Consider the following 24,939-nt stretch of genomic DNA (forward strand, 5'->3'; position numbering starts at 1 on the left):
GTCTCGGCGGTACCGTAGGCGAGAACGTAGCTCGAGCCGATCAATCGTCGTCGTCGGTACTGACGTCCGTTCGCGCCTGCCGGCGCTGGGCGCGCTCGATGAACTCCTGGGGAAGTTCGTCGATCTCGCCGGCCTGGACGCCCCAGAGGTGCGAGTAGAGCCCGCCGTTCTCGAGCAGGTCCCCGTGCGCGCCGCGTTCGACGACCTCGCCGCCCTCGAGGACCAGGATCTGATCGGCATCCTTGATCGTCGAGAGGCGGTGGGCGATGGCGAACGTGGTCCGGTCCGCCGCGAGCTCGTCGATCGATCGCTGGATAAGCATCTCCGTCTCGGTGTCGACGTCGCTGGTGGCCTCGTCTAAGACGAGGATGTCGGGATCCTTGAGGATCGCTCGCGCGATGGAGATGCGCTGGCGCTGGCCGCCGGAGAGTTTCACGCCGCGCTCGCCGACCTCGGTGTCGTAGCCGTCGGGCAGGTTCTCGATGAACTCGTGGGCTTCGGCCATCTTCGCGGCCTCGATCACGTCCTCGCGGTCGGCGCCGAACGTGCCGTACGTGATGTTCTCCTCGACGGTGCCGTAGAAGAGGAACGTGTCCTGACTGACGTAGCCGATCGATTCCCGCAGGCTCTCGAGAGTCACGTTTCGGATGTCTTGCCCGTCGACGGTGATCGCCCCCTCGTCGACGTCGTACATCCGCAAGAGGAGTTTGAGGACCGTCGATTTGCCCGCACCCGTCGGCCCCACGAGGGCCAGCGTCTCGCCGCCGGCGACGGTGAAGTCGATGTCCTCGACGATGGTCTCCTCGTCGTCGTAACCGAACGTGACGTCGTCGTAGGTGACGCGACCCTCCCCCACCTCGAGGTCGGTCGCGTTCGGGTTCTCCGCGACGCGGCTCGGTTCGTCCATGAGGCCGAACATCCGCGCCGAGGAGGCCCTGGCGCGCTGGTACATGTTGATGATCTGCCCGAACTGGGCCATCGGCCAGATAAAGCGCTGCGTGTAGAGGATGAAGACGACGAACTCGCCTTCGGTCAGGGTACCGGTGAAGGGACCGGGGGGCCCCTGAAAGACCCACAGGCCGCCGACGAGGAAGGTGACGACGAAGCCGATGCCGGCGAGGACGCGCAGTCCCGGGAAGAACTTGATGCGCGTCTCGATGGCGTCCCAGTTGGCGTCGAAGTAGTCCTGCGAGACGTCCTCGACGCGCTCGGACTCGTAGTCCTCGGTGGTGCTCGACTTGATCACCTGAATGCCACCGAGGTTGTTCTCGAGCCGCGAGTTGACCTTGCCGACGGTCGAGCGGACGGCGGCGTACTTGGGCTGGATGATCTTGACGAACAGGTAGGTGAAGCCGGCGATCAGCGGCACGGGAAGCAGGGCCACCAGCGCGAGCTGCCAGTTGTAGGCGAAGAGGATCACGCCGATCCCGACGATCATCACCGCCATCCGAAACAGGGAGTTCATCCCGTCGTTGAGGAATCGCTCGAGGCGGTTGACGTCGTTCGAGAGGATGGACATCATCTCCCCGGTCTGCTTGTCCGCGAAGAAGTCCATGTTCAGCCGCTGCATCTTGTCGTAGGTATCGGTCCGGATGTCGTGCTGGATGTTCTGGGCGAAGGCGTTGAAGCCCCAGTTGCGAAGCCAGTGAAACGCCGCACCGAGGAAGAAGGCGGCGGCGATGACGCCGACGGTCAGGAAGAACTGTCCCTCCTGGGTCGCGGGGACGTATGGAGCAACAAGGTCGCCGCCGAAGGGGAGGGACTCGGCGTAGCCGGCCTCGCCGCGGAAGACGGCGTCGAGTGCGACCGCCAGCATGATCGGCGGCAGCAGATCCAGAATCCGGGCGAAGGTGCTCGCGAAGACGCCGACAACCGCCTGAAACGCGTAGTTGTGCCCGTACTCGAGGAACAGCCGCTTCATCGGATTCTCGATCTCCTCGCGTTGCTCCTCGAACGGGTCGTCTTCCTCCCAATCGACGCCACTCCCGCTCATTGTTCTCGCCTCCGGGACGGCCGCCAATAAGGGTTTGCTACGAACCGAAACAGTCGCGTGCGGATCGATCGCTGCGTTACTCGTACTCGATTTCGATCTCGTCGCCGGCTTCCATTCCCGTCTCGTTGGCGTAACCGCGGGGCACCTCGAGGACCCACTTCGCTTCCCCGGAGTGCTGGAGATCCTCGCCGTCTTCGTCGGGTTCGGGCGCGCGGGCGTGTTCGATCGCCGTGATCTCGCCGTCGGCGTCGACGAAGACGATGTCGATGTCGAAGTCCATCTCCCGCATCACGTACGTTCGCTCATCCTCGTCGTCGTGGACGAACAGCATTCCCTCGCCGTCGTCAAGCGACTCGTGGTTGCTCAACCCGGTGTGGCGTTCGTTCAGGGTATCCGCGACCTCGACCTCGACGGTGGCGAGTTCCGCGCCGGTGTCGCCGTCGACGACGCGGACGGTGCCCTCGTCTTCGGTCCACGGCGGTTCGACCAGCCCCATCTGCAGGACGAGCACGGCGATCACGGCGACGGCTACGATCGCCAGTAGGGACTTCTGGACGCGCTCGAGGGCCATGATCGATCCTCGAGCGCGAGAAAGTAAAGGTTATTCGGACGGGGTGATTTGGTTCGGATGCGGGCTCGTGGTCTAGCTGGTCATGACGCGGCCTTTACAAGGCCGAGGTCGGTGGTTCGAACCCGCCCGAGCCCATATTTCTGCCGCGAACAACCCGTGAGCGACAGCATCGTGACGGGAGGGCGGTTCGAATCCGTCCGAGCCCCGCTTCAACTCGAGTCAGTGCCGGCTTCAAATCCGCTCGAGTCTCCCGACTACGAACCCGCTCGAGCTCCCGCCGATGGGAAGCCGTTCTGGCGGAGCCTCACGACGAGAGACTCCATTCCCGAGCGCTGTGCCGATATCGATGCGCTTACGAGCGGTTCGCGAGCGAGGGCTACCGCTCGCAGTGGGAACTCGGCTACGGCTCGCTGCTCGGCGTCACCGAGGCGGTTCTCGTCGACATCGGCCGCGGCGACGAACTCCTGTTCGTCAACGGCCGCCACCGCCTCGCGATAGGCAAACTGCTCGGCCTCGAGGAGATTCCCGTCGGCGCCCTCGTCCGTCACCGCTCGTGGATGACCCACCGAGAGCGGCGGGCTCGGAACGGGGCCGTCGACGACCATCCTGATCTTCGCGATCTGGCCGACACCGGGCCGTGACAGTGATGGAAGGAAAGCCGTGACAGTGACGGAAGGAGAACGACGGAGCGGCGGACGGCGGTCCAGCGGCGAAGCGGATCAACGCTTGGCTACGAGGTCCAGCCACTGCGAGGACCAGAGCCACTCCGCGGACGACGGTCCGTCGTCCTCTCTGGTCGCGATGCGGACACCGACGACCCCGGACATCGACTGGGGTTCCCACTCCGCTTCGGCGGGCGCCGGTCGGAACGCGTCCTCGTCTCGAGACTCGAGCATATTCCACTCGAGAGGATACCTCCGTATCGGTTAGTTAGGTGTGCCCGTACGCGCGGTACTCGAGCGATACCGGGTCGGTTGACTGCGTTATCGACCGCGTGGCGAGTCGGTAGCGACCGCATTACGGCTCCCTACGGCCGATTACGGATCGCTACCGTCGGTTACGCTTCGCCACGCACCCGTTACGACGCGGTCAGTCGCCCGCCTGTATCGCGTCTCCGTCGGCCGGCGTCTCGAACGAGTGGAGATCGCAGACATCGGGATGCCCGAGGTGCGTTCGCGCCCGGTCGGTCAGTTCCGAGCGCCGCGTCGCGGTCGAGAGTTCCTCGCGGATCGACTGCCACCGCGCGTGCCGCCGGCGGACGAGGACCGGCACCGCCTCGAGGTCGAGCAGTTTGGTGATGGCCAGCCGGTGATCGCCCCGGTCGTCGTGTAACGGCGCGCCGTCCCGTCCGATGCTGATCGTGATCTCGTCGAGTCGGGGGTCGAGCGTTCGATCCTACTTGTAGAAGACGTCCCGCTGGTAGTCCGGCCGGTCGTCCCAGAGCGCCGGCTGTGAGCGATACCTCTCGGTCGCGATCGGCTCGTAAATCGCGTCGAGTTCCTCGAATCGCGCCTCGAGTTCGCGCTCGGTGGCGCACCCTTTGGGTTGCTCGTCGGCCTCGAGGCACTCGAGGTAGCCCTCGAACTCGGCCGTCTCTCGCTACGGGACGCCGCGCCGGAAGTGGGCTTCGACGCTGCTGTACGCGACGGTCTCCGTGACGGGAATCATCGTTCGATCCCAGTCGCCCCCACCGGTTCGACGCGCTCCGGTCCTGACGGTCGATCCGCGCCGGATCGATCCACAGTCGAACGAAGGGGTCAGCATTGGTGATCGAGTCGGGTCGGACCTGCCGCCGCGCCCGGGGATACGCTCGCCCGGCGGGAATACCCCCGCTCGAGCCAGGGCGCGCCGGCAGAGTCGATCCCGTCGGCGCTTGATGACCGGGATACTTCGTCGGATCAGCGCCTCCGGCCCTTCCGATCGGAGCGTCGCGGCCGCACGACCGAGGAGCGCCCGCACGCTGGGCTGTCGGCTCATCTGCCGAGGCTATTCCGACCCGCTACAAGAGTGTCTTGTCCCTTACTCCCCGATACGGTGCCCATTCTAGTATCGACGACTGTCCGGTATCCGAGACACTCTCCGTCTCAGCGGTTGGCGGGAATAGTTTCGGTCAGCGAAACGGTCAGGTGACTGTCGATTGTAACGTCTCTGTTCGGTTCGCTCTCCGTGGCCACCGTTCGGATTCGACGCGTCGCTCGAGCCGCCCCGTTCTCTTCCATATGACGTCCATAGCTGGAACTCAATGACGTATTATGGGTCTCTGTCTGTTCAGCTGAGCCCGGTCGGTACTACGAGGGAACCGATTTCATGACGCTGGAATCGCTCCGACGCGCTGGTAGCGTCGTCGCGTCCCCGCGCACTGATCGTCACGAGTTGGGCGGACCGAATCGCCCCGCGAGAAAACACTACTGTGCCTCGAGCGACGCAGTTCGTCGTCGGTTCGGGTCGAGCTACTGCTTGAGCCAGCCGACGTTCTCCCGGACGCGTCCCAGGAAGCCGTCGCCGGATTCGTGTTCGAGCGCGGCGTGGAGCGTCGAGTTCTCCGGTTCGTCCTTGACGACGACGCGGAGGTAGGGCTCGAGCTGGTCGAAGTTATTCCCGAGGACGACCGTGTGATTGTCCTCGTCGTGGTCGACGACGCCCGCGTCGGCCAGCTTCGGGACGTGACACTGGACGGAGGAGACGTAGACGCTCTTGTATTCGTTCTTGGCGACTTCGTCCGGCGGCACGTCGTGTTCCCAGCCGGCGACCTGTTCGGCCAGCGTCGAGAGCTCGATCGGGTCTTCCTGCCCGCGGAGGGCATAGAGGAGGTACCGCCGTCGACGGTTCGCGAGCAGTTCGAGGATGGTATCTGCAGAGAGTTGTCGTCCCTCCTGACTCGAGGTAAGTGCCTCCATAACACGATATTACTCGCCAGCCCGGAAAAGGGTGTCTTGAATATCTAAAAATCCAACAGACAAGCATCAATGACTGATAAACTCGAGCGTATTCCCCGCGTTACTTCTCGATGTGTTTTCCTAACCGCACTGATTACAGACGGAATGAGACTCATGCAGATGCCTGGCACACCGTCTCCGATTCGAAATCCTTTTTTATACGATCGACGGAGATAGAGGTGCGCCGCCTTAGCTCAGACTGGGAGAGCACTCGACTGAAGATCGAGCTGTCCCCGGTTCAAATCCGGGAGGCGGCACTTCTGTGATTCTAACCAGCGAGCGTAGCGAGCCACGTTAGAATCCAGAATGCGATCCGGACGGATTTGAATCCTGGAAGACGAACGAAGTAAGTCTTCCTTCGGTTCAAATCCGGGAGGCGGCATATTCTGCGGCGACGAACGAAGTGAGGAGACGCAGAAACGACGCTGAGCGGATTCTGGACCTTACCAGTCGCGCGCAGCGGAGCGAGCACGTCTGGTTTCGGTTCAAATCCGGGAGGCGGCATGTTTTTGCGGCCGACAACGCGAACGAGCGGAGCGAGTGAGCCGTCGGCCGCGAAACTGCACCCGATCGATTTGAACGAGACTGAGGTTCTCAGGCGTAGTTCACAATCCGGGAGGCGGCATACTTTTGCGCCGAGCAATATCGCGAGCCGAACATATGCGATCCGAGCGAACTGCTCGTGCATTCACCGCCTTGAGCGTTTGCTCCGCCAACCGGGCCCGGCTCGTCGGTCGACTACGAGTACCTCGATGCGAACGGAGCCTCACAGCAGGGACGTGCCAGTCCACACGGCGACGGCGAGCCAGAGGAGTCCGATCGCGAGCTCTGCGTAGACGACAACTGTCGCGATCGATCCGGCCTCGTACCACGGCTGCTCGTCGACGCGGTACGTCCCGTCGCCGGTCCGAGAGAGACGCTTGAATTTCGAGTCGTTGCTCCGCAGGACGTCGGGGTCCGCCAGCTTCACGAAGTCCTCGATCTCGCTGCGTCGGTCCCACGAGGCGTCCCGGCCCTGTCTGTACCTGACCGACCAGTTCGCGAGTAGCCCGAACAGAACGACGCCGAGCGTCGACAGCCCGAACAGCGCGAGTTGCTCTTCCTGTTGGGCGAGTCGGTAGCCGACGTCGAGAAGAAGCCCGAACAGCACGAGCGACACGTAGAACGATTGGATCAGCAGCGTCTCTTTGTTCCGCGCGTCCTCACCGGCACTCTCGTAGTCGACGACGAGTAGGTTCCGTTTCCACTCGGTCGAGAGCACCTCTTCGACCGCTTCCGGGTCGTACTCGACAGGATAGTCGACGCTCCACCCGTTTCCGAATGGTTCGTCGACCGGATCGTCCTCGCTCATACCTATCCAACGCTGCTGGTCCGTGAAAACCGTACGCCCTCGTCGACGCGGCGAGGTAGCAGGCGAGATGCGTTCGAGTTCGTCCGTTATCAGTGTCATCCACCGAAGCGGCACTGATGCGGGGTAGAGTTGGCCGGATCAGTTATTTCGAAATTGAGAGGGAACACCTCGGATACCACGACCGACGATAGATTATTGTACTATCATTTTAATCGTGAATTATGAGCGTACTCGAGATACTGACGGAGACGATCGAGGGCTACCTCTCGGGTGGGGCAGAAGAAGCGATTTCGGAAGGAATCGAAGAAACGGCCGAAGAAGCGACTGGGGAGGACTTCTAACCTGAGTTTTGGGCCGTCACGGCGCCTCGAGCGAATCGCTCCACCCGGTCCGAAGTTGGCGATCGAGACCTCGAGCGGGCAGAAACCGGAACCTGACGTGGCCGTGGCCAACGATTATGAGTCCGCCGGCGGTAGCACGCCCGTGAGCGAGACACCGCAAAACGAGAGCGACACGTTCGAGATCGGAGACAGAACCGTCCACCGGCTCGGCTTCGGGGCGATGCGTCTCACCGGCGACGAGATTATCGGGCCGCCCGAGGACGAGGAGCAGGCCCGCGAGGTCCTCGAGCGGGCGGTCGATATCGGCGTCGATCTCATCGACACGGCTGACTCCTACGGGCCCGCGGTCAGCGAACGCCTCATCGGCGAGGCGCTCGGCGACCGCGACGACGTGCTGGTCGCGACCAAGGCCGGCCTGCTGCGCAACCGCGAGGGCGAGTGGCTCGCCCACGGCGACCCCGACTACATCCGCAATCAGGTGCTCACCTCGCTGGATCGCCTGCGGACCGACACCATCGATCTCTACCAGTTCCACCGTCCCGACGACGACACGCCCTTCGAGGACTCGGTTGCGGCCTTCGCCGAACTCAAAGACGAGGGGCTCGTCGACGAGGTGGGGCTCAGCAACGTCTCGCCGGAACACATCGATCAGGCCCGCGAACAGGTCGAGATCGCGACGGTCCAGAATCGCTACAACATCGGCGACCGCGGCGCCGCCGACGCCCTCGAGCTCTGTACCGAGGAGGGGATCGGCTTCATCCCGTGGGCGCCGATCAACGGCGACGACGTCGACGAACACGGCGACCTCTTAGACGAGATCGGCGACGAACACGACGCGACGCGCCGACAGGTCGCGCTGGCGTGGCTCCTCGAGCGCTCGGAGGTCATCCTGCCGATTCCGGGCACCTCGAGTCCGGAGCACCTCGAGTCGAACGTCGCGGCCTCGCAGCTGTCGCTGTCCGACGAGGAGGTGCAGCAACTGACTGACGCGGCCGACTGAGGCACTGGGTTTTCCGCCCGTCCAGTTCAGGCCCCACGCCTACCGGAGCGGGCGTTCGAGGGCCAATATGGGTGACCGAACTGCGCTGGATGACGCGACCGAGGACGATCGAGCGGCCCTCGAGGAGATCGAACGCGGCCTCGAGGAACTGCGCCGGGCCCACGGCGCGCTCGTGGAGTTTCACCACGCGGTCGGCCGCGGGATCGACCACTTCGACGAGGCCGAGGGGCGACTGGACGAGCGCGACGCCCTCGCCGAGCGGCTTCGCGAGGAGATCCTCCCTGCGGGCGTCACCGACGACGGGAAACTAACCTACCAACTCGTCGCCGAGTTCGAGGAGGGGTTTCTGGCCGACGTCGAGTCGATCGGCGACGAGGCGCTCGCGGAGCTCGCCGACGGCCGGCGGTATCCGATCGAGCGCGCCGAGCGAGACGAACTCGAGGAGTCGGCGTAGCGTCGGAACGCCGTTGAGCGTCGAGGCCTCTCTCGAGCGTCGGCTCGAGCGGTCGGCTGGCTCAGCTCTCGAGTCGGCCCGCGATGCGATGTGAGAGTTCGGTGAGGTAGAACGAGCCCCAGATCGCGGCGACGGCGGCGCCGACGACGTCGTAGAAGAGGTCGACGATCGTGTCGTTGAGACCGTGCTGGGCGACGACCGCGCTGAGGCCGAGTCGCTGTGCGCTCCAGTCGAGCGCGAACTCCAGCAGCTCCCAGAGGACGCCGAAGGCCAGCACGAACACGAGGATGAAGGCGATCAGCATTCGCGGCGGGAAGTAGATCTCGTCGGTGTGGAGATCGATCGCCCGAACGACGGCGTAGCCGGCCGCGGCGACGATCGACGCCGAGACGGTGTGGGTCAGGCTGTCCCACGGACCGATGAGCGCGTATAGGCCGGCCGACCCCAGCGCGTGCAGAAACACCGCCGCCGTGAGCCAGAAGACTAGTCCCGGCTCGAGGGGCAGTCGTCGGTCCCGTTCGAACACCGCGGGGAGGAACGTGATCCCGAGCGCGATGGCGCTGTTGGAGACCGTCGTCAGGTCCCGCGTGACGAGTCCGTACAGCAGGAGCACGGCGAGGGCGACCTGCATCGTTCGCGAGAGCACCGCGACGGTTCGGTCGGGGACGTCCAGCCGGTCGCGGATCAGACTCGGGACCGGATCGGGCTCTTCGTCCGGCGCGTCGTCGTCCGAATCACCCTCGTCCGGAGCGCTGTCGACGGGTGAGTGCGGTTGCGTCTGATCGGCGTCCGCCGGCGCGTATACGAAATAGCGACCGAAGACGACGCTCGCGAGGAGCCCGGCCAGGGCCGCGTAGGCGAAGTCGATCATCAGCGCGCGGTTGGCCGCGTCCTGCGAGCGCCCGTCGAGGAGGTAGCTGGTATCGACGGTCACGTCGGCCAGCCACTGGGCGACGTTCCACGCGCCGGCGACCGCCAGCGTCGTGAGCACGACCAGGACGATTGCGAAGGTGTGATTCATTCGCACGGCCGTGAACCGATCGATCTCCACGGTCGCGACGAGCGCGACCGCCGCGACGGCGACGTAGGTCGCGACCGTCGTCAGCGGCGATTGGCCGAACATCGTCGCGTCGACGACGGGAACGGCGACCAGCGCCAGCAGCTCCCACGGTGGCATCGCGAGCGGATCGCGGAACGCGGCCACGGGGAGCAACACGATCGCGACCGCGAAGCCGGTGAAGGCGAACCAGCGATACGACTCGGCGAGTCCGTGATTGATCGCGAGGGCGACGAGCGCGAGCGTGACGATCCAGGCCAGCGCCGCGTTCCGCGCGGGCTCGTCGACGGTCCGTCCGAGTCCGGCATCGGCCATACCGCTCCGTACACGACCCCCGTCCTAAACGCGGAGGCATGAACACGCCGCCGAACGGGCCACTCGAAACGGTCCTCGGCTCCTCGCGTCGTTCTCGAGCGCTCTGGCCTGGGGTCCCTGCCTCGAGGGCCGATCAGTCGCCGACGTAGACCGTCTGCAGTCGCGAGCCGCAGTGGGGACAACAAAGGGTCTGCCACGTCGCCGGATCGAGTCCGCCCATCGTTTTCGTTCGGCGGGCCTCCTCGAATCGAACGTCAGCGTCACAGGTGTCACACTCGAACGGACCGTCGGTGGCCGTCATCGTTCGAACGGACAGCGGCAGCGGTATTCAACCTGTGGAGCTGTTCTCTCTCCACTCTCCATACCTGCGGTGAATGTGTCATACCGCGTGATTAAATCCACGGGCGGATTGCATCGCTCGCGGATTCGATCGCGGTAAAACGTTTCGAGTGCGAGAATCGAACCCAACTGCGAGACTCACTTCGTTCGTCTCGCGTAGTTCGATTCTCTGACGACTCCTGCGGCTCACGAGTTTGTTCGCCGGAGCAGCAAAGCTGCTCCGAGCCATCGCTCACTCTGTTCGCGATGACGCCGCAGGAAGTCCGGGTGCGAGAATCGAACCCGCGTCTCAGCCTCCACAAGGCTGAAGGATAACCACTACCCCAACCCGGACACGCTTACATAATCAGTTACGGCCGGTCGGACTGAAATACGTTACGACTCGAGTACGCGTCCGTGCGAGACGGTACCGCGGGTTTTCCGGACACCCTCGCCACCACCGGCACGGCCGGCGCGGACCGGGACGTTTTTCGGCCCAGCGCCGCTAGAGTCGCCAACGCGTGGCCATAACCGACAAAATTTACGTCAAAAACCACCGCCAGCTCAGCTCCCAGCTCGAGACGAACATCCCGAAGGGCGCGTTCAAGGGAGCGACGCTTGACATGCTCTTCCAGGGTCAGGGCCTCGAGAAGTTAGACGACGCGACCCGCGATCGCGTCCTCGACTTCACGGAGGACTTCCTGGACTGTAGCTGCGACAACAACCCCTACTGTGGCTGCCCGGAGCGGAAGTTCATCCAGTACCTCCTCGAGTTGCGCGCACAGGGGCTGGGCCCGGACGCAATCGTCGACGTGATGACCGACGACTACATGGTCTACGCCTACCCCGGTGACGTGCTCTCGTTTCTGGACAACGGCGTCCGCACGCTCGAGGCGGCCGAGGGGCTGGCTCGGGTGGACGGCCAAGACAAGAAACGCGACGAGATCCGGCAGGCGAAGCAGAATCTCGCTCGATAGTCGGTAAAAACCTGATTTTCGGTGTCACGCAGGACGAACGAGCGTTCTGCTACCGCTGGCAACAGGGAGGTCCACGCCCTCCCCAGCCGATTCGTTCGCTCGCGGTGCTCGCTCACTCATCCCTCGCGCAATATTGCCGGCGCGCGCCACCGCCGGGAAATACGCCGCCCCCACTGAACGCTGACTATCGCAACTGGTACGATTCGTCTTCTTCGTCTAAATCGTCCAGCAGCAGAATCTCGTCTTCCTCGTCCTCGAGTCGGTCCTGCAGGTCGTTGACGTAGCCCTTGTACTCGTCGAGTTGCTCCCGGAGGTGGTCGGCCTCGAGTTCGAGCCGCTCGTGTTCGCGGATGAAGCTCTTGGGAACCTCGACGCTCGGCGGAAACGTTTGTTCGCCGTCGTCGCCGCTTCCCATCGCCTCGAGTTCCTCCTCGGGGACGACTTCGACCTGCCCGTCGTGTTCGACCAGCTGGTCGACGTAGTCTCGGAAGACGGCGGACAACGAGATGTCGCGCTCTTCGGCGATATCCTGGAGCGCCTCGAACGCGTCCTCGTTTACCCGAAACGAGATCGTCTTGTTCTTGTTGCCCATCTGTTTGCCGTCTATTCGTCGGGCATGACACTTAACGATTCGTCAGACGACCCCTCGATCGCCGCTTCCGGGACCGGACCTGCTATTCCGCTCGAGGCCCAACGGCGACCATGCCTTCGGACACGCCGGGACTCCACCACGTCACGGGGCTGGTCGGGGACGCCCAGACGGCCGTCGACTTCTACGCGGGCGTCCTCGGCCTCCGGCTGACGACCCAGACGGTGAACTTCGAGGACATCCTCCAGCATCACCTCTACTTCGGCGACGCGGCCGGCACCCCGGGAACGGTCCTAACTCACTTCCCGGACCCTCACGCCGATCCGGGGCGAGTCGGCAAACCGCAGGTCGCATCGGTCGCGTTCGCCGTTCCCGCGGGCTCTCTCGAGTACTGGCGGGACCGACTCGCCGAGCACGACGTCGCGGTCGAGGGCCCGATCGAGCGCTTCGAGGAGCGCGTGCTGCGGTTCGAGGATCCCGCTGGGACGCAGCTGGAACTCGTCGCCGGCCTGCCCGACGCGCCGGACCCGAGCGGCGTCGAACCGTGGACCGACGGGCCGGTTCCCGACGAATCCGCGATCCGCGCGCTCTACGGCGTCTCGACGCTGTCGGTCAATCCCTACGCGACCGCGAGCATGCTCGAGACGCTGGGCTTCGAGTACGAGGCCGAACGAGACGATAGAGTGCGGTACCGCGCCAGCGGCGAGCGAGCGACGGTCGTCGACGTGCTCGACCGTGAGGCCGAGTTCGGCCGCGAGGGTCCCGGAACCCTCCACCACGTCGCGGTCCGCGTCGGGAGCGAGGACGACCTCCACGAGTGGCGGAAGCTCTTCGACGACCGCGGCTACGACGTTTCGCGGGTCAAGGACCGCCACTTCTTCCACTCGCTGTACGTCCGCGAGCCGGGCGGCGTCCTCTTCGAACTGGCGACCGAGAGCGGCGGCGTCGCCGCCAGCGGTCCTGAGGGCGGCCCTGGCGAGTCGCTGCACCTGCCCGACTGGTTCGAGCGGGATCGGGAGTTGATCGAGAGCCAGTTGCCGGAGCTGACGGTTCCCGAGACGACTGCGCGCGACGGCGACACTGGCGCCGCCGACAGCGTCGACGCCGGTACCGACCGATGACTGGCCGAGACTCGGGTCGGACGATGGACTCGGTTTCGGGACCCCACGCCGGACAGCCGCTGCTCACGGCCGGTGCGCCCGCGCTTGCCGCCGAGGCCGCGCTCGTCGTCTGCCACGGTCGCGGCGCGACGGCCCAGGGCGTCGTCAACCTCTTCGAACCGGTCTACCGTCACGGCCTCGCCGTCTTCGCCCCGCAGGCCGAGCGGAGCTGCTGGTACTCCCGACCGGCGACCGCGCCGCGAACCGAAAACGAGCCGTGGCTCTCCTCGAGCGTCGACTGCGTGGGCGCCGCCTGCGAGGCCGCGGCGGAGATCGGCATCCCATCGGACCGTACCGTTCTCGCGGGGTTCTCGCAGGGCGCCTGCGTCGTCGCGGAGTACGGTCGCCGGAATCCGGACCGCTACGGCGGGCTCGCCGTCCTCTCCGCGACGCTGCCGGGATCGGACGCCGACCTCGAGGCGACCGAGATCGACGGCTCGCTGGCGGCGACGCCGGTCCTGCTCGGCTACGGCGCCAAAGATCCACACGTCGATCCGTCGCGCGTCGCCGCGACGGCACGGATCTTCGAACGAGCCGACGCCGCGGTCGACGAGCGGCGCTATCCCGAGACGGGCCACGAGGTCACCGACGACGAGTTCGCGGCGATCGGCGAGCTACTCGAGGCCGCTCTCGAGGACTGACCGCTGCTAAAACTTGCGCTGCGCTCACTCCGAATCGGGCGCCAGCCCCTTCTCGTCGAGTTCCCGCAGGGCGTCGTCGGTCTTCTCGAGCCCCGCGAGTCCCATCCCCTCGAGGACGTGATCCGCCTTCGTGAACTGGATCTCCTCGTAATCGACGATCTGGAACCGATTGCCCCACGGATCGTGGAACTCGAGTCCCGGCACGTCGAGGCGATCGATGTCGAGGCTCTCGAGTCGCTCCGCGACGCGGTCCGCGTCGTCGACGACGAGCCCGAAGTGCCGAGCGTCGTCGGTTTTCTCGCCAGCCGCGTCGGTCTGGGCGAGCGCGACGAACTGGTCACCCATATCGAGAAACGCCGTCGTCTCGCTTCGACTGCGGAGGTCGAATTCGAACAGCGACCCGTAGAACTCGAGGGCGTCGTCGATGTCTCCGACCTCGAGGGCGACGTGGTTGATTCCGACGAGTCGCGCGCGGTCGCTGCTGCTCTCTGGCGTGTCGTCTGTGTCGCTCATCGATGCCACGTACGCACTGCTGTCCGGTAACGGCTGTGCTGGCACCGTATCCGCTCTCGCACTCGCCAGTTGCCTCGAGCGGTGCGAAAAAGAACCGAGTACGAGCGACCGTCTCAGGCCGGTGCTTCGGCGTCGTCGGTCTCGACGTCCTCGAGTTGCTCGAGCGCCTGAATCACGTCGTTACGGTAGTTGACGACCGGCGAGTCGTAGCGCTCGCGGGCCATCTGGGCGTACTCGTTGGTGGGCGCCGTCGAGCCGCTCTCGGGGGCTTCCTGCTCTGCTTCCCACTCCTCGAAGGCCTCGATGCGGTCGAGGGTGCGTTCGGCGGTCTCGACGACCCAGCGGTCGCGGGTGGCGTCGTCGACGATCGCGATCGACTCGGGCCGCAGGGAGACGTTGACGCTGCCGTCGTCGGTCTCGTAGGTTCGAGGCTTGCCGACGATAGAGACGTAGGCCGGCGGCTCCGTGTCTCGAAGCACCGAGGCGGCCTCGGGCTGGTACTGGCCGGCGTAGACGAAGAACGTCCCGGTCGGGTCGACGACCCGACCGCGCCAGTACTCGCTGTCCTCGCCGACGTCTTCGGTCTCGGTGAGGGTGCCGACGATGAACACGCGGTTGGCGCGGTCGCCGGTCGGGAGCAGCGCGTAGTTGGGCGCGCGCTCGTCGTCGCTCTCTTTGAAGGTGTACGTCGAATCGTTGAATTCCGATGCGAAGACGCGGCGGGCGACTTCGCGGGTGAGTTCTGACTGGCTCATATCACATCGACCTCGCTCTGATCAGCAGCTGTTCGGCGTCGGCGGGTCCGTCGTCGAGTTCCTCGACGTCGTCGGCCAGCACGTAACGGCCGAAGGTCGGTCCCTCGATGCGGTAGTAGGTTCCGACGATGTCCTCGTGGATCTCGTCGGCGACGATGGTCGTGTCCAGGGCGTCCATCGCCATATCCTTGGCCTCCTCGAGGCTCAGGCCCGTCAGGTCCTCGGTGGCCTCCTTGTCGAAGATGACCTCGTGGGCGTCGATCCCGTCGTCGACGACCGCCTTGATGCGCAGGTCGAACTCGCCTTCGACCTCGCCGTGTTCGTTACAGCGGCCGTTCTGGAGGACGCGCGTGCAGTCCTCTTTCGGGCAGCGCTTGATGAGGCCGCTGCCGCTCTGCATGTCCACGAGGGCGCCCTCGATCTCGCTGGTGTCGTCGCCGACCTCGAGGTCCTCGTCGAGTTCCTCGATCACCGTCGTCGAGTTGAGTTTGACCGAGTACCGGCCCTGGTACTCGTCGGTGACGACGTTTCGAAGGTCGTAGACCCCGCCCTCCTCGAGGGATGGCAGGTCCGATTTGGCCCACTTGGTGAACTTGATCGTGCCCGTCGGGTCGCCCAGCAGGCCGACCTGTGCGACGGAGTCGCTCCGGGGATCCCAGAGTTCGATGACCTTCGCGGTGAGGTCGATCCACTGTTCGGGCTCGTCGACGTCCTCGACGTTCACTTCCTCGCTGCCGCCCCGCGAGATGTCCTCTCGCTCGAGGCCGGCCTCTTCGAGGTAGTGATTGGTGACGCTCCGGCGCGCCTCGTCGATGGGAACCTTGTACTCGTCGACGAGCGTGGTCAGGCGCTCCTCGACGTCGTCGACGCTCACGTCGATGTGATCCGAAAACTGGTCGTGTATGTCGTCCGCGTGCTGTCGTACGTCGCTCATTGTGTCACGCCTCCTCTTTCGTTTCACTGGGAGGCATACCTCGTTTCGCGCCCGATAGTATTTAAAGTACCGGCACCGGGGTGAAAGTGAACGTCGTCGCTTCGAGCTCGGGGCCGTTAGGCCGACTCGACGTCGATTTCGACGGCGTTCGGCAGGACCGCGTTCGCGGCGTACCCGCCCTCGTTCCAGGGGAACTCGTCGGCCTCGAGCGCGTCGCGCCAGGCGTCGGGATTGGAGATCCGCATCGGCTGTCGGCGCCCCTGATCGTCGGTCGCCCGCGAACAGAGGACGTGCGTCCCCGGCCGCGCGTCCCAGTCGTAGCGGAACAGTCGCCACGCGCCCGCGTAGTCGGGGCCGAACAGCTCCGCGTCGGCCCACGTGTCGCCGCCGTCGGTCGAGACCTCGACCCGTTCGACACCGTCATCGCCGGCCCAGGCGACGCCGGTGAGTTCGATCGTTCCGTCCTCGGGAGCGGTCACTGTGGACTCGCCGTCTGGCGCGCCGATGACCGACATCACGGTCTGGTCGAACGTGTAGGGATGATCGGGCTCGCCCGCCTCGAGTTGGCCCCACGTATCGACCGTTTCGACGGTCTCGTTCGGTTCGGGATCGACGTCGGCGGGGTGCATTCGGTAGGCCTCCTGCTGCCAGTAGGCGTGGTCACCGGGTCGATCCAGCGAGCCGTCGACGACCATCGTGTCCATCAGCCGGAGCTCCTCGACCCACTTGACGCAGTTGACGCCGTACCAGCCGGGAACGATCAGCCGAACCGGGAAGCCGTGTTCGCGGGGGAGCGGCCGGCCGTTCATCTCCGTGGCGAGGATGCAGTCCTCGAGCGCCTTCGAGAGGGGAATCGACCGCGCGAAGACGTCGTCGCCGTCCGAGGGGTCGCCGCCGACGGCCGTGAGCCACGCGTCGCCGTCCGCGTCGTCAAGCCGACCGCGTAGTATCGAACTGAGCGGCGTGCCGGTCCAGATCGCCGTCCCCGCGGCCTCGAACCCCCACTGGACGCTTCCGGTCTCGGGTCGGTGCTGTCCGCGGCCGTTTCCGGCGCACTCCATCGTGTGGGCCACCGCGACCGTCGGGAACTCGTCGTTCAGGTCCGACAGCGAGTACTCGTCGTCGAGCCGTCCCGTCAGGGAGACCGTCCACGAGTCCGCGTCGGCGTCGGGAATGTCGTTGCGGTGGCAGACGAAGTGTTCCTCGACGGGCGTCAGCCAGTTCGCGTACGTTCGCCTGTCGGCCGCGCCGACGACGGTGTACTTGTCGGCCTCGTCGCGGGTCTCGCGGACGCCGCCGTCCTTTCGCTCGAGGATCGCGTCGATCTCCTCGCGGCGACTCTCTCGAGACTGTTCCGTGCTCATAGTCACCACACAACACGAGCTGGCAAAATCCTTCGCCCCGTCGTCGCGTCTCGAGCGGCCGCTCGTCGCCGGCCGGCCGAGACCGTTCCCGCGCCGACGAACCGCGGAACGGCGGCGACGGGACTATGTGGCCGGCGACCGAATCACGTCCAATGGCGGATCGTCGTCGGCTCGAGCGGTTCCTGCGCTCGAAGCTCCAGGAGGCTGGCGAGCAGTACGAACAGGTTCGCGGCTCGACGGGCGAGCAACTCGAGGAGGCCCGCGAGGCCTACGAAGTGGCGAGAAACGCTCGCAGCCTGCCCTCCGATGAGGCGGGACGGGCGAAGATCGTCTGCCGGCGCTACGCCGAACAGCGGGCGGCGAAGCTCGACGACGAGTTCAGGCCGGCCTGCTACGAGGCGGGCCATCCCGACTGCGAGGGCTGTGCGGAGGACGTCCGCGAGGGGCGAATCGAGACTTGGTGACGACCGCCGCTTTTCCGCGATCGGAACCGAATGGGGCGATTCGATACCGATGTCTGCGAATGTACCACTGCGACCTCTATCAGTTACCGTAGATATTCCCGAAGCTATGCTGAACAGAGGGCGCGAATCTTGTAATCCAGATCGTGCTGAAATATCAGTAACGCAAACTGCTTCGTTTTCAGTCTCCCATCAATTCATTCATACACTCGGCGCAAACTTTCAAATCATCCTCCCCGGCAAGGTCTTCTTCGCCGTGATCGATTGAGTCTATCAGTTCTTTCGTAATAGCATCTGGCGTGATGTCTTGAACGTCATCCACATCACGGCCGCATCGAGCACATTTGACCATAGAATGAAGTAACAAGGTCACAGGTTATTATTATTAGCCCGAATCCTACCGTTAACGCTGTACGTTACCGATCTGCTGAATTTATCCTCCGTATTCAATACGCTGGTTTTGGCAGTTCTCAGAGAGCTAGATAGCCGCTCCGGTAACGCCTTTGTCTGTACTGAACGCGAGCGTCACACGCTTCTCTGGAGAAACCGCAGTCCGACTACTGGATAGGGTATCGGTCGCCGTGACCGGTTACTCGGGACCAGTTGGTTCGGTCTCGGTGCTGCCATTCCCATCGGACGGCCACACCGCCCAGACGACGATCGCGAGGACGACCGCGACGCCGAGGGCGACCCCCTCGAGGATCGAAAGTTCGATGCCGAACCACGAGAGCGCGGTGCGGAGTTCGACGACGATCGGGATGACGATCGCCGTAACGACGAGCAGGCCGGCCTTGGAGATGCGCATCTAGGGGATCACCTCCCGGACGGTCTCGAGGGCGGCCGCGGTATCGGGGACGAGCGTGAGCTGTCGCCCCTCGATGCCGGGACCGAACAGGCCGCCGTTCTCGATGATGCTCGCGAGCGGGAGCGTGTACGCGAAGATCACGAGGACGATGGCGATGGCGGTCCAGAGCTTGAGATTGTCGAGGATCTCCGGCGCGTCCTCCGGGCCCGAGAGCGTTCCGGCGTAGGTGTTGTCCGGAATCGCGTCGCTGGTCCCGTTGAACGAGGTCATGACCATGTTCAGGAGGAACAGGGCCAGCGAGACGGTCAGGATCACGGCGCCGAGGGCGACCTGCGCGTTGATTTCGCCGACGGTCCCGGCGGCGGGTTCGAACGCGAAGTTCTCGTACTGCGGTTCGGCGGTCCGGCGGGGCATCCCGAACAGCCCCGAGCGGTGCATCGCGTTCGACATGAACGTCATCCCGATGAACCACAGCAGGACCTGGCCCAGCGCGACGGAGCGGTTCCACAGCGCCTTGCCGGTCACCTGCGGGATGAACCAGTAGGCGGCAGCCATGAACGTCAGCGCGACGGCGGTGCCGACGGTGAGGTGGAAGTGGCCGACGACCCACCAAGTGTTGTGGACGAGGTAGTTGATGTTCATCCCCGCGTTGATCATGCCGGAGAAGCCGGCCGCGGCGAACATCAGGCCCGCGAGCGCCATGCCGGTGAAGACCGGATCGCGCCACGGCAGGGCTCTGAGCCAGCCGAGGTAGCCCTCGCCGCCGCGCTGGCGCGCGCCGTGTTCCATGCTCGCGACGACGGTGAACGCGGTCAGCAGGCTCGGCAGCAGGAGGAACATCGTATTCGTCATCGCGATGAACTTGTACCCCTCTGCGATGCCGGGATCCAGATACTGGTGGTGGATGCCCAGCGGCGTCGAGAGCAACAGGAACAGCACGAAGACCACACGTGCGAGCGGGTCGCTGAACAGCTTCCCGCCGGCGAACTTCGGCAGCATGACGTACCACATGATGTACGTCGGCATCAGCCAGAAGTAAACGACCGCGTGGCCGAAGTACCAGAACAGCGTCCGGGTCAGCAGCGGGTTCACGGAGTCGACGAGCCCCAGCGACCACGGCAGCAGGAAGACGAGGATCGACAGCGCGACGCCGAACGTACAGATGTACCAGAACAGCGTCGTCGTCAACACCATGAACGTCGGTAGTGGGATTCGCTCGTCGGGGTTCTCCGCCCGCCAGGCCCACCACGTTCGGAACCAGTCGACGCCGGCCAACCAGGAGCCGACGACGAACAGCACCAGTCCGACGTAGAAGAAGGGATGGGCCTGCAGCGGCGCGTAGAACGTGAAGAGCACGTCCGCGTTCAGCGGCGCGCCCAGGATCTCCGGCGCGTCCTCGAGGAAGCCGGCGAAGATCGTGACGCCGACCAGCACCGTGCCGACGACCATCATGGCGTACCACGACCAGGTGAAGCGGGTGTCGACGACGCCCCGCTCGAGGCTGGTCGTCACCGCCCAAGTGAAGATGCCCACGAGGAAGAAGATCGTGAACGTGATCGCCAGCAGGACGCCGTGGGCGGTCAACACGGTGTAGTAGTCCGCCGAATCGATAAAGCGGACGACGTCCGTCCGGTGGAGCGCCTGCACGAGTCCGAGCACGCCGCCGACGGCCAGCGCGAGGAACGAACTCCAGAACGCGGCCTTGATCACCTTCGCCTCCGCCGGGAACTGATCGACGTAGGCGTTACGCATCGCCGTCACCTCCGTCGGAGCCGCCCTCACCGTCCACGACGGTGAGCGTGCCGCTTTCCTCGTAGCCGGCGGCGGTCACCGTCCAGTCGTGGTCGCCGGCACCCAGTTCGTCGGTGTCGACCGCGAACTCGACGGACTCGCTGCCGGCGCCCTCGATCGCGACGTCTTCTTCGTACTGCTGGTCGCCGATCTCGAGGGTCACGGTCGTCCCGAGGTCGGTCTGCATCCCGTCGCTGACGGTCGCGTTGATCGTCGTCTCGTTGCCCGCCTCGACCTCGTCGGGGGCCTCGACGGACAGCTCGGTCATGTTGAACTCGTCTTCGGGAACGACGGTCAGTTTCCCCTCCATGTTGTGGTGGCCCTGACCGCAGTACTCGTTACAGAGAATGCCGTACTCGCCCGGTTCGTCGAACTCGACGGTCATCTGCGAGACCTCGCCGGGGATGACCATCGTGTTGATGTTCGTTCCGACCACGGAGAAGCTGTGGGTCACGTCCCGGCTCGTGACGTAGAACGTCACTTCGCTGCCCGCCGGCACCTCGATCTCGCCCGGCGAGTACGACCACGCTTGCGCGACGACGGCGACCTCGTACTCGTCGCCACCGACGTGTGTGACGCCGGTGTCGCCGAACCGCTCGTGGTCGCTGATCGCGTCGGGGTCGATCGAGCCGCCGTCGTCGTTGACCATCGTGACGCCGGGCCCGACCGCGCCGTACGTGATCGTCGCGATGAAGCCGACGATCAACACCATCGCCGCGGCCAGCCAGAGCTTCTCGTAGGTGTGGATGTTCATGCCAGCCCCACCACCGTCATGAGCGCCCCGACGACCGTCGGGCCGTTGCCGAGGAACTCGACGAAGTACATGAACAGCCACAGCAGTACCAGTATCGCGAAGTAGATGGCGATCAGGATCAGCGTCCCGATCGGATCGTACTCGTCGTGACCGATCTCGCGAACCGGACCGGTCTCCCCGGAGTCGGTCTCGGCGGTCCGATCGGTCGTCCGTTGTTCTGTTGCCGAACTCATACGAGAGGATTGGGGAGAGTGGTAACTTACGACCGATCGTAATTCCCGTCCGCTGAAAACGACTGGTGGTATTAAGACGATAACAGCCCGAGAGACGGCTATGACCCTCGAGACAGTCACGCCGCGGTACGCGGCGGCCGTCGGACTACTCGCGGTCGTGCCGGTTCTCGTCTACGGAGTCACGAACTCGGGCGTCGCCGGGCTCGTCAGCGCGGTCAACGTCGCGGTGATCATCGGCTCGCTGTACCTCGCCATGTCGCCGGTCGAGGGGGCACACGGCGATCACGCCGCGACAGAAAACGGGGCCGCCAGGTGACGCCTCGGCGGTCGGACGACAGCCGTAGATGACGCTCGCAACACTCGCGAGCGCCGGACCGGGGCTCGGCCTCGAGCACGCGGACCTGGTCGTCCTCTTCGTCGTCGGCCTGCTCGCCGGCGCCCACTGCCTGGGGATGTGCGGGCCGCTGGTGACGGCCTACGCCGACCGGATTGGCGCCGCCGGCGACAAGCGCCGCGACGATACGCTCACCGGCTACGAGGTGCGCCAGCACGCGCTGTTCAACCTCGGTCGGACGGCGAGCTACGCGGCGATCGGCGGCCTCTTCGGACTCCTCGGCGCGGCGACGGTCGCCTCGAGCGAGGCCGTCGCCGCGGTCGGCGACTCCGTCAGGGGCGCGACGGGAATCCTCGTCGGGATCGCCATCATTGCCAGCGGGCTCTACTATGTCCGCGGGCGGACGGCCGTTCCCGGCCACGATCTCCCTGTCGTCGGGACGCTGTTCCGGCGCCTCTCGACGCTGCTCTCGAGCCGGATCGACCGACTCGCGACGTCGCCGGGGATCGCCGCCCTCGGCGCGGTCCACGGATTCATGCCGTGTCCGATCATCTACCCGGCGTACCTCTACGCGTTCGCGGTCAGCTCGCCGACCCGCGGGGCGCTCTCGCTGGCCGTCCTCGGGCTCGGAACGATCCCGACGCTGTTCGCCTACGGCACCGTCCTGACCGCCCTCGAGTCGGCGACGCGCGTCCGCCTCCACCGCGGGCTCGGCGTCGCCTTCGTCGTCCTCGGCTACGTCCCCCTCTCGCACGGACTGATGCTGTACGGAATCCACCTGCCCCACCCCCCGTTGCCGTTCGCACCACCGTTCTAACGATGTGCCCAGACTCACGGAACCCAGACTCGTCGGAACGCCCGCACACGCCCGCACCGTCGTCGCCGGCCGAGGGGAGCGACGGCTGCGACCTCTGTGACCTGCCGCTCCCGTCGGTACCGATCACCGATCCCGACGTCGACGGCACCTACTGCTGTCGCGGCTGTCTCGAGGTCGCGCGAACCCTCGAGCGACGCGATGACGGGCCCGACGAGGCGGCGGTCCGATCGCGGCTGGACGGGGCGGACGCGGCGGGCGGCCGCGACCTCGACGATCTCGACGGCGAGGACGCCTTCCTCGCGGTCGACGGCATGCACTGCTCGACCTGCGAGGCGTTCCTTGAGTCGGTCGCCGAGCGCGAGGCGGGCGTGCTGGGCGCGACGGCGAGCTACGCGACGGACACGATCCGGATCGTCTACGATCCGGACCGGCTCGCGGCCGACGACCTCCCCGAGATCGTCTCGGGCTACGGCTACACCGCGGCCGACCGATCGGGCGCCGACGGCGACGCGGGCTCCGACGACGGGCTCGCTCGGCTGCTGCTCGGCGGCTTCTTCGGCATGATGGTCATGGTGTGGTACGTCCTCTTTCTCTACCCGACCTACTTCGACCTCGAGCCGGTCGTCGCCTTCGGCGGCTACGAGCTCGCGTTTCTGTCCGCGAACATCTGGGCGTTCACGTCGTTCATCCTCTTCTACACCGGGTACCCGATCCTCCGGGGCGCGTACGTCAGCCTCCGGGCGGGACGACCAAACATGGACCTGCTCGTCGCGACGGCCGCGCTCGGCTCGTACGGCTACAGCGCGGTCGCGATCGTCCTCGGGGAGAGCCACCTCTACTTCGACGTCACCGTCGCCGTCGTCCTCGTCGTCACCGCGGGCACCCACTACGAGCGGGCGGTCAAGCGCCGCGCGACGGGGCTGCTCTCGGAACTGACCGAACGCCAGGTCGACGAGGCCCGCCTCGAGAGCGGCGAGACGGTCCCGCTCGAGGCCGTCGAGCCCGGCGATCGGCTGCTCGTCCGGCCCGGCGAGCGGGTCCCCCTCGACGGCGAGGTCCTCGAGGGGTCCGCGGCCGTCGACGAGTCGCTGGTCACCGGCGAGTCCCTGCCCGTTCGGAAGACTCCCGGCGACGAACTCCGCGGCGGCACCGTCGTCACCGACGCGCCGATCGTCCTCGGGGTCGGCGACGAGGCCGAGAGCACCCTCGACCGGCTCGTCTCGCTGCTCTGGTCGATCCAGAGCGCTCGGCCCGGCGTCCAGCGGCTCGCGGACAAGCTCGCGACGGTGTTCGTCCCGCTGGTCGTCGCCCTCGCCGTCTCTACGGCCGCCGTCCTACTCGCGACCGGCTCGAGCCCGTCGACCGCCCTCCTGATCGGACTGACGGTCGTCATCGTCTCCTGTCCCTGCGCGCTCGGGCTGGCGACGCCGCTGGCGATCGCCGCGGGCGTCCAGGCCGCCGCGAAGCGCGGGATCGTCGTCGCCGCGGAGACGATCTTCGAGGACGCCCCGGACGTCGACGTCGTCGTGCTGGACAAGACGGGGACGCTGACGACCGGCAAAATGGCCGTCGAGGGCGTCCACGTCGTCGACGGAACCGACTCGGACGAGTTGCTTCGGCGAGCCGGCGCGGTCGAATCGCTGTCGGAGCACCCGATCGCCGCCGCCGTCGTCGAGGCGGCGCCCGTCGCCGCGGCCGACGGCATCGGCGACCCCGCGACCGGTACCGACGGTTCCGCCGTCGACTCGTTCGAGCGAGCCGACCGCGGCGTCAGCGGCGTCGTCGACGGCGACCGCGTCGTCGTCGGCCATCCCGACTTCTGCCGCGAGCGCGGGCTGTCGGTTCCAGATTCCCTCGAGTCACCGATCGAAGACGCCCGCGCGGCCGGTCGCGTCCCGGTCGGCGTCGGCTGGGACGGCCGGACTCGCGGCGTCGTCGCGGTCGGCGATTCGGAACGCGAGGAGCTCGACGCGGCCCTCGAGTCGCTCTCGTCGGGTCGCGAGATCGTCGTCCTCACCGGCGACGAGGGGCCGGCCGCCGAGCGGTTCCGCGCGGTCGACGGCGTCGACGAGGTCTTCGCGGGCGTCCCACCGGAGGCGAAAGCCGAGACCGTCGACCGCCTCCGCAGGCGGGGGACGGTCGCGATGGTCGGCGACGGGAGCAACGACGCGCCCGCGCTGGCCGCCGCCGACGTCGGCATCGCGATGGGCGGCGGGACCCAACTCGCGACCGACGCGGCCGACGCGGTGATCGTCGGCGACGACCTCGAGGCCGTCGGCGAGACGCTCGAGATCACCGCGAGCACGCACCGGCGCATCCGTCAAAATCTCGGCTGGGCGTTCTGCTACAACGCGGTGGCGATCCCGCTGGCGGTCGCCGGCCTGCTGAACCCCCTCTTCGCCGCCGTCGCGATGGCCGCGAGCAGCCTCCTGGTCGTGCTCAACTCCTCGCGCTCGCTCCGATGACCGCGTAACG

28 protein-coding genes and 3 tRNA genes are annotated in these 24,939 nt (G+C 65.9%); 11 read left to right on the top strand and 20 right to left on the bottom strand.

Going from position 1 to position 24,939, the window contains the following annotated elements; translation table 11 throughout:
• Nucleotides 1–40 precede the first annotated feature (40 nt).
• Nucleotides 41–1,993 (bottom strand): ABC transporter ATP-binding protein, encoded by a 1,953-nt coding sequence (locus tag HTUR_RS02180; protein WP_012941661.1) that lies wholly within the window; start codon nt 1,991–1,993, stop codon nt 41–43.
• A gap of 76 nt (nt 1,994–2,069) precedes the next feature.
• Nucleotides 2,070–2,564: a DUF192 domain-containing protein gene (locus HTUR_RS02185; RefSeq protein WP_012941662.1), complete on the bottom strand. Its 495-nt coding sequence runs from the start codon at nt 2,562–2,564 to the stop codon at nt 2,070–2,072.
• Between the two features lie 61 nt (nt 2,565–2,625).
• Here HTUR_RS02185 and HTUR_RS02190 point away from each other — a divergent pair.
• Nucleotides 2,626–2,699: transfer RNA gene (locus HTUR_RS02190), tRNA-Val, on the top strand.
• 119 nt (nt 2,700–2,818) lie between these two features.
• Here the strand turns inward: HTUR_RS02190 and HTUR_RS27175 are convergent.
• The 5 genes from HTUR_RS27175 to HTUR_RS02205 form a co-directional block, all read right to left on the bottom strand.
• Entirely contained in the window at nt 2,819–3,169 is a 351-nt protein-coding gene (locus tag HTUR_RS27175) for a hypothetical protein (protein WP_012941663.1), read from the bottom strand.
• Between the two features lie 114 nt (nt 3,170–3,283).
• Nucleotides 3,284–3,460 carry a hypothetical protein gene (locus HTUR_RS27180; RefSeq protein ID WP_012941664.1) on the bottom strand — a complete coding sequence of 59 codons (177 nt, stop codon included), beginning with the start codon at nt 3,458–3,460 and terminating at the stop codon, nt 3,284–3,286.
• Between the two features lie 193 nt (nt 3,461–3,653).
• Nucleotides 3,654–3,836, bottom strand: coding sequence for a hypothetical protein (locus tag HTUR_RS27830; protein ID WP_226377470.1), 183 nt, complete (start codon nt 3,834–3,836; stop codon nt 3,654–3,656).
• Between the two features lie 327 nt (nt 3,837–4,163).
• Nucleotides 4,164–4,541, bottom strand: a complete 378-nt coding sequence (locus tag HTUR_RS27835) for a hypothetical protein (protein ID WP_226377471.1) — start codon at nt 4,539–4,541, stop codon at nt 4,164–4,166.
• A 473-nt stretch (nt 4,542–5,014) separates the two neighbouring features.
• Entirely contained in the window at nt 5,015–5,461 is a 447-nt protein-coding gene (locus HTUR_RS02205) for a DUF7344 domain-containing protein (RefSeq protein WP_012941666.1), read from the bottom strand.
• Between the two features lie 222 nt (nt 5,462–5,683).
• Here HTUR_RS02205 and HTUR_RS02210 point away from each other — a divergent pair.
• Nucleotides 5,684–5,757, top strand: a tRNA-Phe gene (locus HTUR_RS02210).
• A gap of 509 nt (nt 5,758–6,266) precedes the next feature.
• Here the strand turns inward: HTUR_RS02210 and HTUR_RS02215 are convergent.
• Entirely contained in the window at nt 6,267–6,851 is a 585-nt protein-coding gene (locus HTUR_RS02215) for a hypothetical protein (protein WP_012941667.1), read from the bottom strand.
• A 483-nt stretch (nt 6,852–7,334) separates the two neighbouring features.
• On the opposite strand from HTUR_RS02215, the gene HTUR_RS02220 reads away from it, so the two are divergent.
• The gene (locus HTUR_RS02220) at nt 7,335–8,192 is read left to right on the top strand and encodes an aldo/keto reductase (protein WP_049941820.1); all 858 of its coding nucleotides are present in this window, start codon (nt 7,335–7,337) and stop codon (nt 8,190–8,192) included.
• 67 nt (nt 8,193–8,259) lie between these two features.
• Nucleotides 8,260–8,646, top strand: coding sequence for a hypothetical protein (locus HTUR_RS02225; protein WP_012941670.1), 387 nt, complete (start codon nt 8,260–8,262; stop codon nt 8,644–8,646).
• Between the two features lie 61 nt (nt 8,647–8,707).
• Here the strand turns inward: HTUR_RS02225 and HTUR_RS02230 are convergent, their stop codons facing one another.
• The 3 genes from HTUR_RS02230 to HTUR_RS02235 all read right to left on the bottom strand — a co-directional run bounded on the left by HTUR_RS02230 (nt 8,708) and on the right by HTUR_RS02235 (nt 10,690).
• A complete protein-coding gene (locus tag HTUR_RS02230; protein ID WP_012941671.1) occupies nt 8,708–10,018 on the bottom strand; it encodes a hypothetical protein in 1,311 nt (436 codons plus the stop codon).
• Between the two features lie 133 nt (nt 10,019–10,151).
• Nucleotides 10,152–10,319: a hypothetical protein gene (locus tag HTUR_RS27185; protein ID WP_012941672.1), complete on the bottom strand. Its 168-nt coding sequence runs from the start codon at nt 10,317–10,319 to the stop codon at nt 10,152–10,154.
• A gap of 299 nt (nt 10,320–10,618) precedes the next feature.
• Nucleotides 10,619–10,690, bottom strand: a tRNA-His gene (locus HTUR_RS02235).
• 167 nt (nt 10,691–10,857) lie between these two features.
• On the opposite strand from HTUR_RS02235, the gene HTUR_RS02240 reads away from it, so the two are divergent.
• Complete coding sequence (locus HTUR_RS02240; protein WP_012941673.1) at nt 10,858–11,313, top strand: DUF5814 domain-containing protein; 456 nt, start codon at nt 10,858–10,860, stop codon at nt 11,311–11,313.
• A 184-nt stretch (nt 11,314–11,497) separates the two neighbouring features.
• Here the strand turns inward: HTUR_RS02240 and HTUR_RS02245 are convergent, their stop codons facing one another.
• Nucleotides 11,498–11,905 (bottom strand): ribbon-helix-helix protein, CopG family, encoded by a 408-nt coding sequence (locus HTUR_RS02245; protein WP_012941674.1) that lies wholly within the window; start codon nt 11,903–11,905, stop codon nt 11,498–11,500.
• A 110-nt stretch (nt 11,906–12,015) separates the two neighbouring features.
• Between HTUR_RS02245 and HTUR_RS02250 the strand changes: the two genes are divergently transcribed.
• Both HTUR_RS02250 and HTUR_RS02255 read left to right on the top strand, forming a co-directional pair.
• Complete coding sequence (locus HTUR_RS02250) at nt 12,016–13,023, top strand: VOC family protein (RefSeq protein WP_012941675.1); 1,008 nt, start codon at nt 12,016–12,018, stop codon at nt 13,021–13,023.
• Nucleotides 13,020–13,703: an alpha/beta hydrolase gene (locus HTUR_RS02255; RefSeq protein WP_049941569.1), complete on the top strand. Its 684-nt coding sequence runs from the start codon at nt 13,020–13,022 to the stop codon at nt 13,701–13,703. The genes HTUR_RS02250 and HTUR_RS02255 overlap by 4 nt, the downstream gene beginning before the upstream one ends.
• 24 nt (nt 13,704–13,727) lie before the next feature.
• Here HTUR_RS02255 and HTUR_RS02260 read toward each other — a convergent pair whose 3' ends face one another.
• The 4 genes from HTUR_RS02260 to HTUR_RS02275 form a co-directional block, all read right to left on the bottom strand.
• Entirely contained in the window at nt 13,728–14,216 is a 489-nt protein-coding gene (locus tag HTUR_RS02260) for a VOC family protein (protein ID WP_012941677.1), read from the bottom strand.
• Nucleotides 14,217–14,329: 113 nt separating this feature from the next.
• Nucleotides 14,330–14,971, bottom strand: coding sequence for an RPA family protein (locus HTUR_RS02265; protein WP_012941678.1), 642 nt, complete (start codon nt 14,969–14,971; stop codon nt 14,330–14,332).
• A gap of 1 nt (nt 14,972) precedes the next feature.
• Nucleotides 14,973–15,905, bottom strand: a complete 933-nt coding sequence (locus HTUR_RS02270) for a replication protein A (RefSeq protein WP_012941679.1) — start codon at nt 15,903–15,905, stop codon at nt 14,973–14,975.
• A 116-nt stretch (nt 15,906–16,021) separates the two neighbouring features.
• The gene (locus HTUR_RS02275) at nt 16,022–17,269 is read right to left on the bottom strand and encodes a sulfite oxidase (RefSeq protein ID WP_012941680.1); all 1,248 of its coding nucleotides are present in this window, start codon (nt 17,267–17,269) and stop codon (nt 16,022–16,024) included.
• 152 nt (nt 17,270–17,421) lie between these two features.
• Between HTUR_RS02275 and HTUR_RS02280 the strand changes: the two genes are divergently transcribed.
• Nucleotides 17,422–17,733: a DUF7091 family protein gene (locus HTUR_RS02280; protein ID WP_012941681.1), complete on the top strand. Its 312-nt coding sequence runs from the start codon at nt 17,422–17,424 to the stop codon at nt 17,731–17,733.
• A 586-nt stretch (nt 17,734–18,319) separates the two neighbouring features.
• Here HTUR_RS02280 and HTUR_RS02285 read toward each other — a convergent pair.
• Genes HTUR_RS02285 through HTUR_RS02300 form a run of 4 tightly spaced genes read right to left on the bottom strand, consistent with a single transcriptional unit; the run spans nt 18,320 to nt 21,313 of the window.
• Nucleotides 18,320–18,535 carry a hypothetical protein gene (locus HTUR_RS02285; RefSeq protein WP_012941682.1) on the bottom strand — a complete coding sequence of 72 codons (216 nt, stop codon included), beginning with the start codon at nt 18,533–18,535 and terminating at the stop codon, nt 18,320–18,322.
• On the bottom strand, nt 18,536–20,287 hold the full coding sequence (locus HTUR_RS02290; RefSeq protein ID WP_012941683.1) for a b(o/a)3-type cytochrome-c oxidase subunit 1: 1,752 nt from the start codon (nt 20,285–20,287) through the stop codon (nt 18,536–18,538).
• On the bottom strand, nt 20,280–21,080 hold the full coding sequence (locus tag HTUR_RS02295) for a cytochrome c oxidase subunit II (protein WP_012941684.1): 801 nt from the start codon (nt 21,078–21,080) through the stop codon (nt 20,280–20,282). The genes HTUR_RS02290 and HTUR_RS02295 overlap by 8 nt, the downstream gene beginning before the upstream one ends.
• Complete coding sequence (locus HTUR_RS02300) at nt 21,077–21,313, bottom strand: hypothetical protein (protein ID WP_012941685.1); 237 nt, start codon at nt 21,311–21,313, stop codon at nt 21,077–21,079. Before HTUR_RS02300 ends, HTUR_RS02295 begins: the two co-directional genes overlap by 4 nt.
• A gap of 100 nt (nt 21,314–21,413) precedes the next feature.
• Here HTUR_RS02300 and HTUR_RS02305 point away from each other — a divergent pair, with 100 nt between their 5' ends.
• From HTUR_RS02305 to HTUR_RS02315, 3 genes are read left to right on the top strand one after another with little or no spacing between them, the layout of a single operon-like run.
• Entirely contained in the window at nt 21,414–21,629 is a 216-nt protein-coding gene (locus HTUR_RS02305; protein ID WP_012941686.1) for a hypothetical protein, read from the top strand.
• A 28-nt stretch (nt 21,630–21,657) separates the two neighbouring features.
• Complete coding sequence (locus tag HTUR_RS02310) at nt 21,658–22,464, top strand: sulfite exporter TauE/SafE family protein (protein WP_012941687.1); 807 nt, start codon at nt 21,658–21,660, stop codon at nt 22,462–22,464.
• A 2-nt stretch (nt 22,465–22,466) separates the two neighbouring features.
• Nucleotides 22,467–24,929: a heavy metal translocating P-type ATPase gene (locus tag HTUR_RS02315; RefSeq protein WP_012941688.1), complete on the top strand. Its 2,463-nt coding sequence runs from the start codon at nt 22,467–22,469 to the stop codon at nt 24,927–24,929.
• Nucleotides 24,930–24,939 lie beyond the last annotated feature (10 nt).

The organism is Haloterrigena turkmenica DSM 5511 (assembly GCF_000025325.1).
GTDB lineage: Archaea > Halobacteriota > Halobacteria > Halobacteriales > Natrialbaceae > Haloterrigena > Haloterrigena turkmenica.

Coding starts and splice junctions, on each gene's coding strand:
- HTUR_RS02180 (WP_012941661.1), bottom strand. CDS start 1,993: ATGAGCGGGAGTGGCGTCGATTGGGAGGAAGACGACCCGTTCGAGGAG.
- HTUR_RS02185 (WP_012941662.1), bottom strand. CDS start 2,564: ATGGCCCTCGAGCGCGTCCAGAAGTCCCTACTGGCGATCGTAGCCGTC.
- HTUR_RS27175 (WP_012941663.1), bottom strand. CDS start 3,169: ATGGTCGTCGACGGCCCCGTTCCGAGCCCGCCGCTCTCGGTGGGTCAT.
- HTUR_RS27180 (WP_012941664.1), bottom strand. CDS start 3,460: ATGCTCGAGTCTCGAGACGAGGACGCGTTCCGACCGGCGCCCGCCGAA.
- HTUR_RS27835 (WP_226377471.1), bottom strand. CDS start 4,541: ATGAGCCGACAGCCCAGCGTGCGGGCGCTCCTCGGTCGTGCGGCCGCG.
- HTUR_RS02205 (WP_012941666.1), bottom strand. CDS start 5,461: ATGGAGGCACTTACCTCGAGTCAGGAGGGACGACAACTCTCTGCAGAT.
- HTUR_RS02215 (WP_012941667.1), bottom strand. CDS start 6,851: ATGAGCGAGGACGATCCGGTCGACGAACCATTCGGAAACGGGTGGAGC.
- HTUR_RS02225 (WP_012941670.1), top strand. CDS start 8,260: ATGGGTGACCGAACTGCGCTGGATGACGCGACCGAGGACGATCGAGCG.
- HTUR_RS02230 (WP_012941671.1), bottom strand. CDS start 10,018: ATGGCCGATGCCGGACTCGGACGGACCGTCGACGAGCCCGCGCGGAAC.
- HTUR_RS27185 (WP_012941672.1), bottom strand. CDS start 10,319: ATGACGGCCACCGACGGTCCGTTCGAGTGTGACACCTGTGACGCTGAC.
- HTUR_RS02245 (WP_012941674.1), bottom strand. CDS start 11,905: ATGGGCAACAAGAACAAGACGATCTCGTTTCGGGTAAACGAGGACGCG.
- HTUR_RS02250 (WP_012941675.1), top strand. CDS start 12,016: ATGCCTTCGGACACGCCGGGACTCCACCACGTCACGGGGCTGGTCGGG.
- HTUR_RS02255 (WP_049941569.1), top strand. CDS start 13,020: ATGACTGGCCGAGACTCGGGTCGGACGATGGACTCGGTTTCGGGACCC.
- HTUR_RS02260 (WP_012941677.1), bottom strand. CDS start 14,216: ATGAGCGACACAGACGACACGCCAGAGAGCAGCAGCGACCGCGCGCGA.
- HTUR_RS02265 (WP_012941678.1), bottom strand. CDS start 14,971: ATGAGCCAGTCAGAACTCACCCGCGAAGTCGCCCGCCGCGTCTTCGCA.
- HTUR_RS02270 (WP_012941679.1), bottom strand. CDS start 15,905: ATGAGCGACGTACGACAGCACGCGGACGACATACACGACCAGTTTTCG.
- HTUR_RS02275 (WP_012941680.1), bottom strand. CDS start 17,269: ATGAGCACGGAACAGTCTCGAGAGAGTCGCCGCGAGGAGATCGACGCG.
- HTUR_RS02280 (WP_012941681.1), top strand. CDS start 17,422: ATGGCGGATCGTCGTCGGCTCGAGCGGTTCCTGCGCTCGAAGCTCCAG.
- HTUR_RS02285 (WP_012941682.1), bottom strand. CDS start 18,535: ATGCGCATCTCCAAGGCCGGCCTGCTCGTCGTTACGGCGATCGTCATC.
- HTUR_RS02290 (WP_012941683.1), bottom strand. CDS start 20,287: ATGCGTAACGCCTACGTCGATCAGTTCCCGGCGGAGGCGAAGGTGATC.
- HTUR_RS02295 (WP_012941684.1), bottom strand. CDS start 21,080: ATGAACATCCACACCTACGAGAAGCTCTGGCTGGCCGCGGCGATGGTG.
- HTUR_RS02300 (WP_012941685.1), bottom strand. CDS start 21,313: ATGAGTTCGGCAACAGAACAACGGACGACCGATCGGACCGCCGAGACC.
- HTUR_RS02305 (WP_012941686.1), top strand. CDS start 21,414: ATGACCCTCGAGACAGTCACGCCGCGGTACGCGGCGGCCGTCGGACTA.
- HTUR_RS02310 (WP_012941687.1), top strand. CDS start 21,658: ATGACGCTCGCAACACTCGCGAGCGCCGGACCGGGGCTCGGCCTCGAG.
- HTUR_RS02315 (WP_012941688.1), top strand. CDS start 22,467: ATGTGCCCAGACTCACGGAACCCAGACTCGTCGGAACGCCCGCACACG.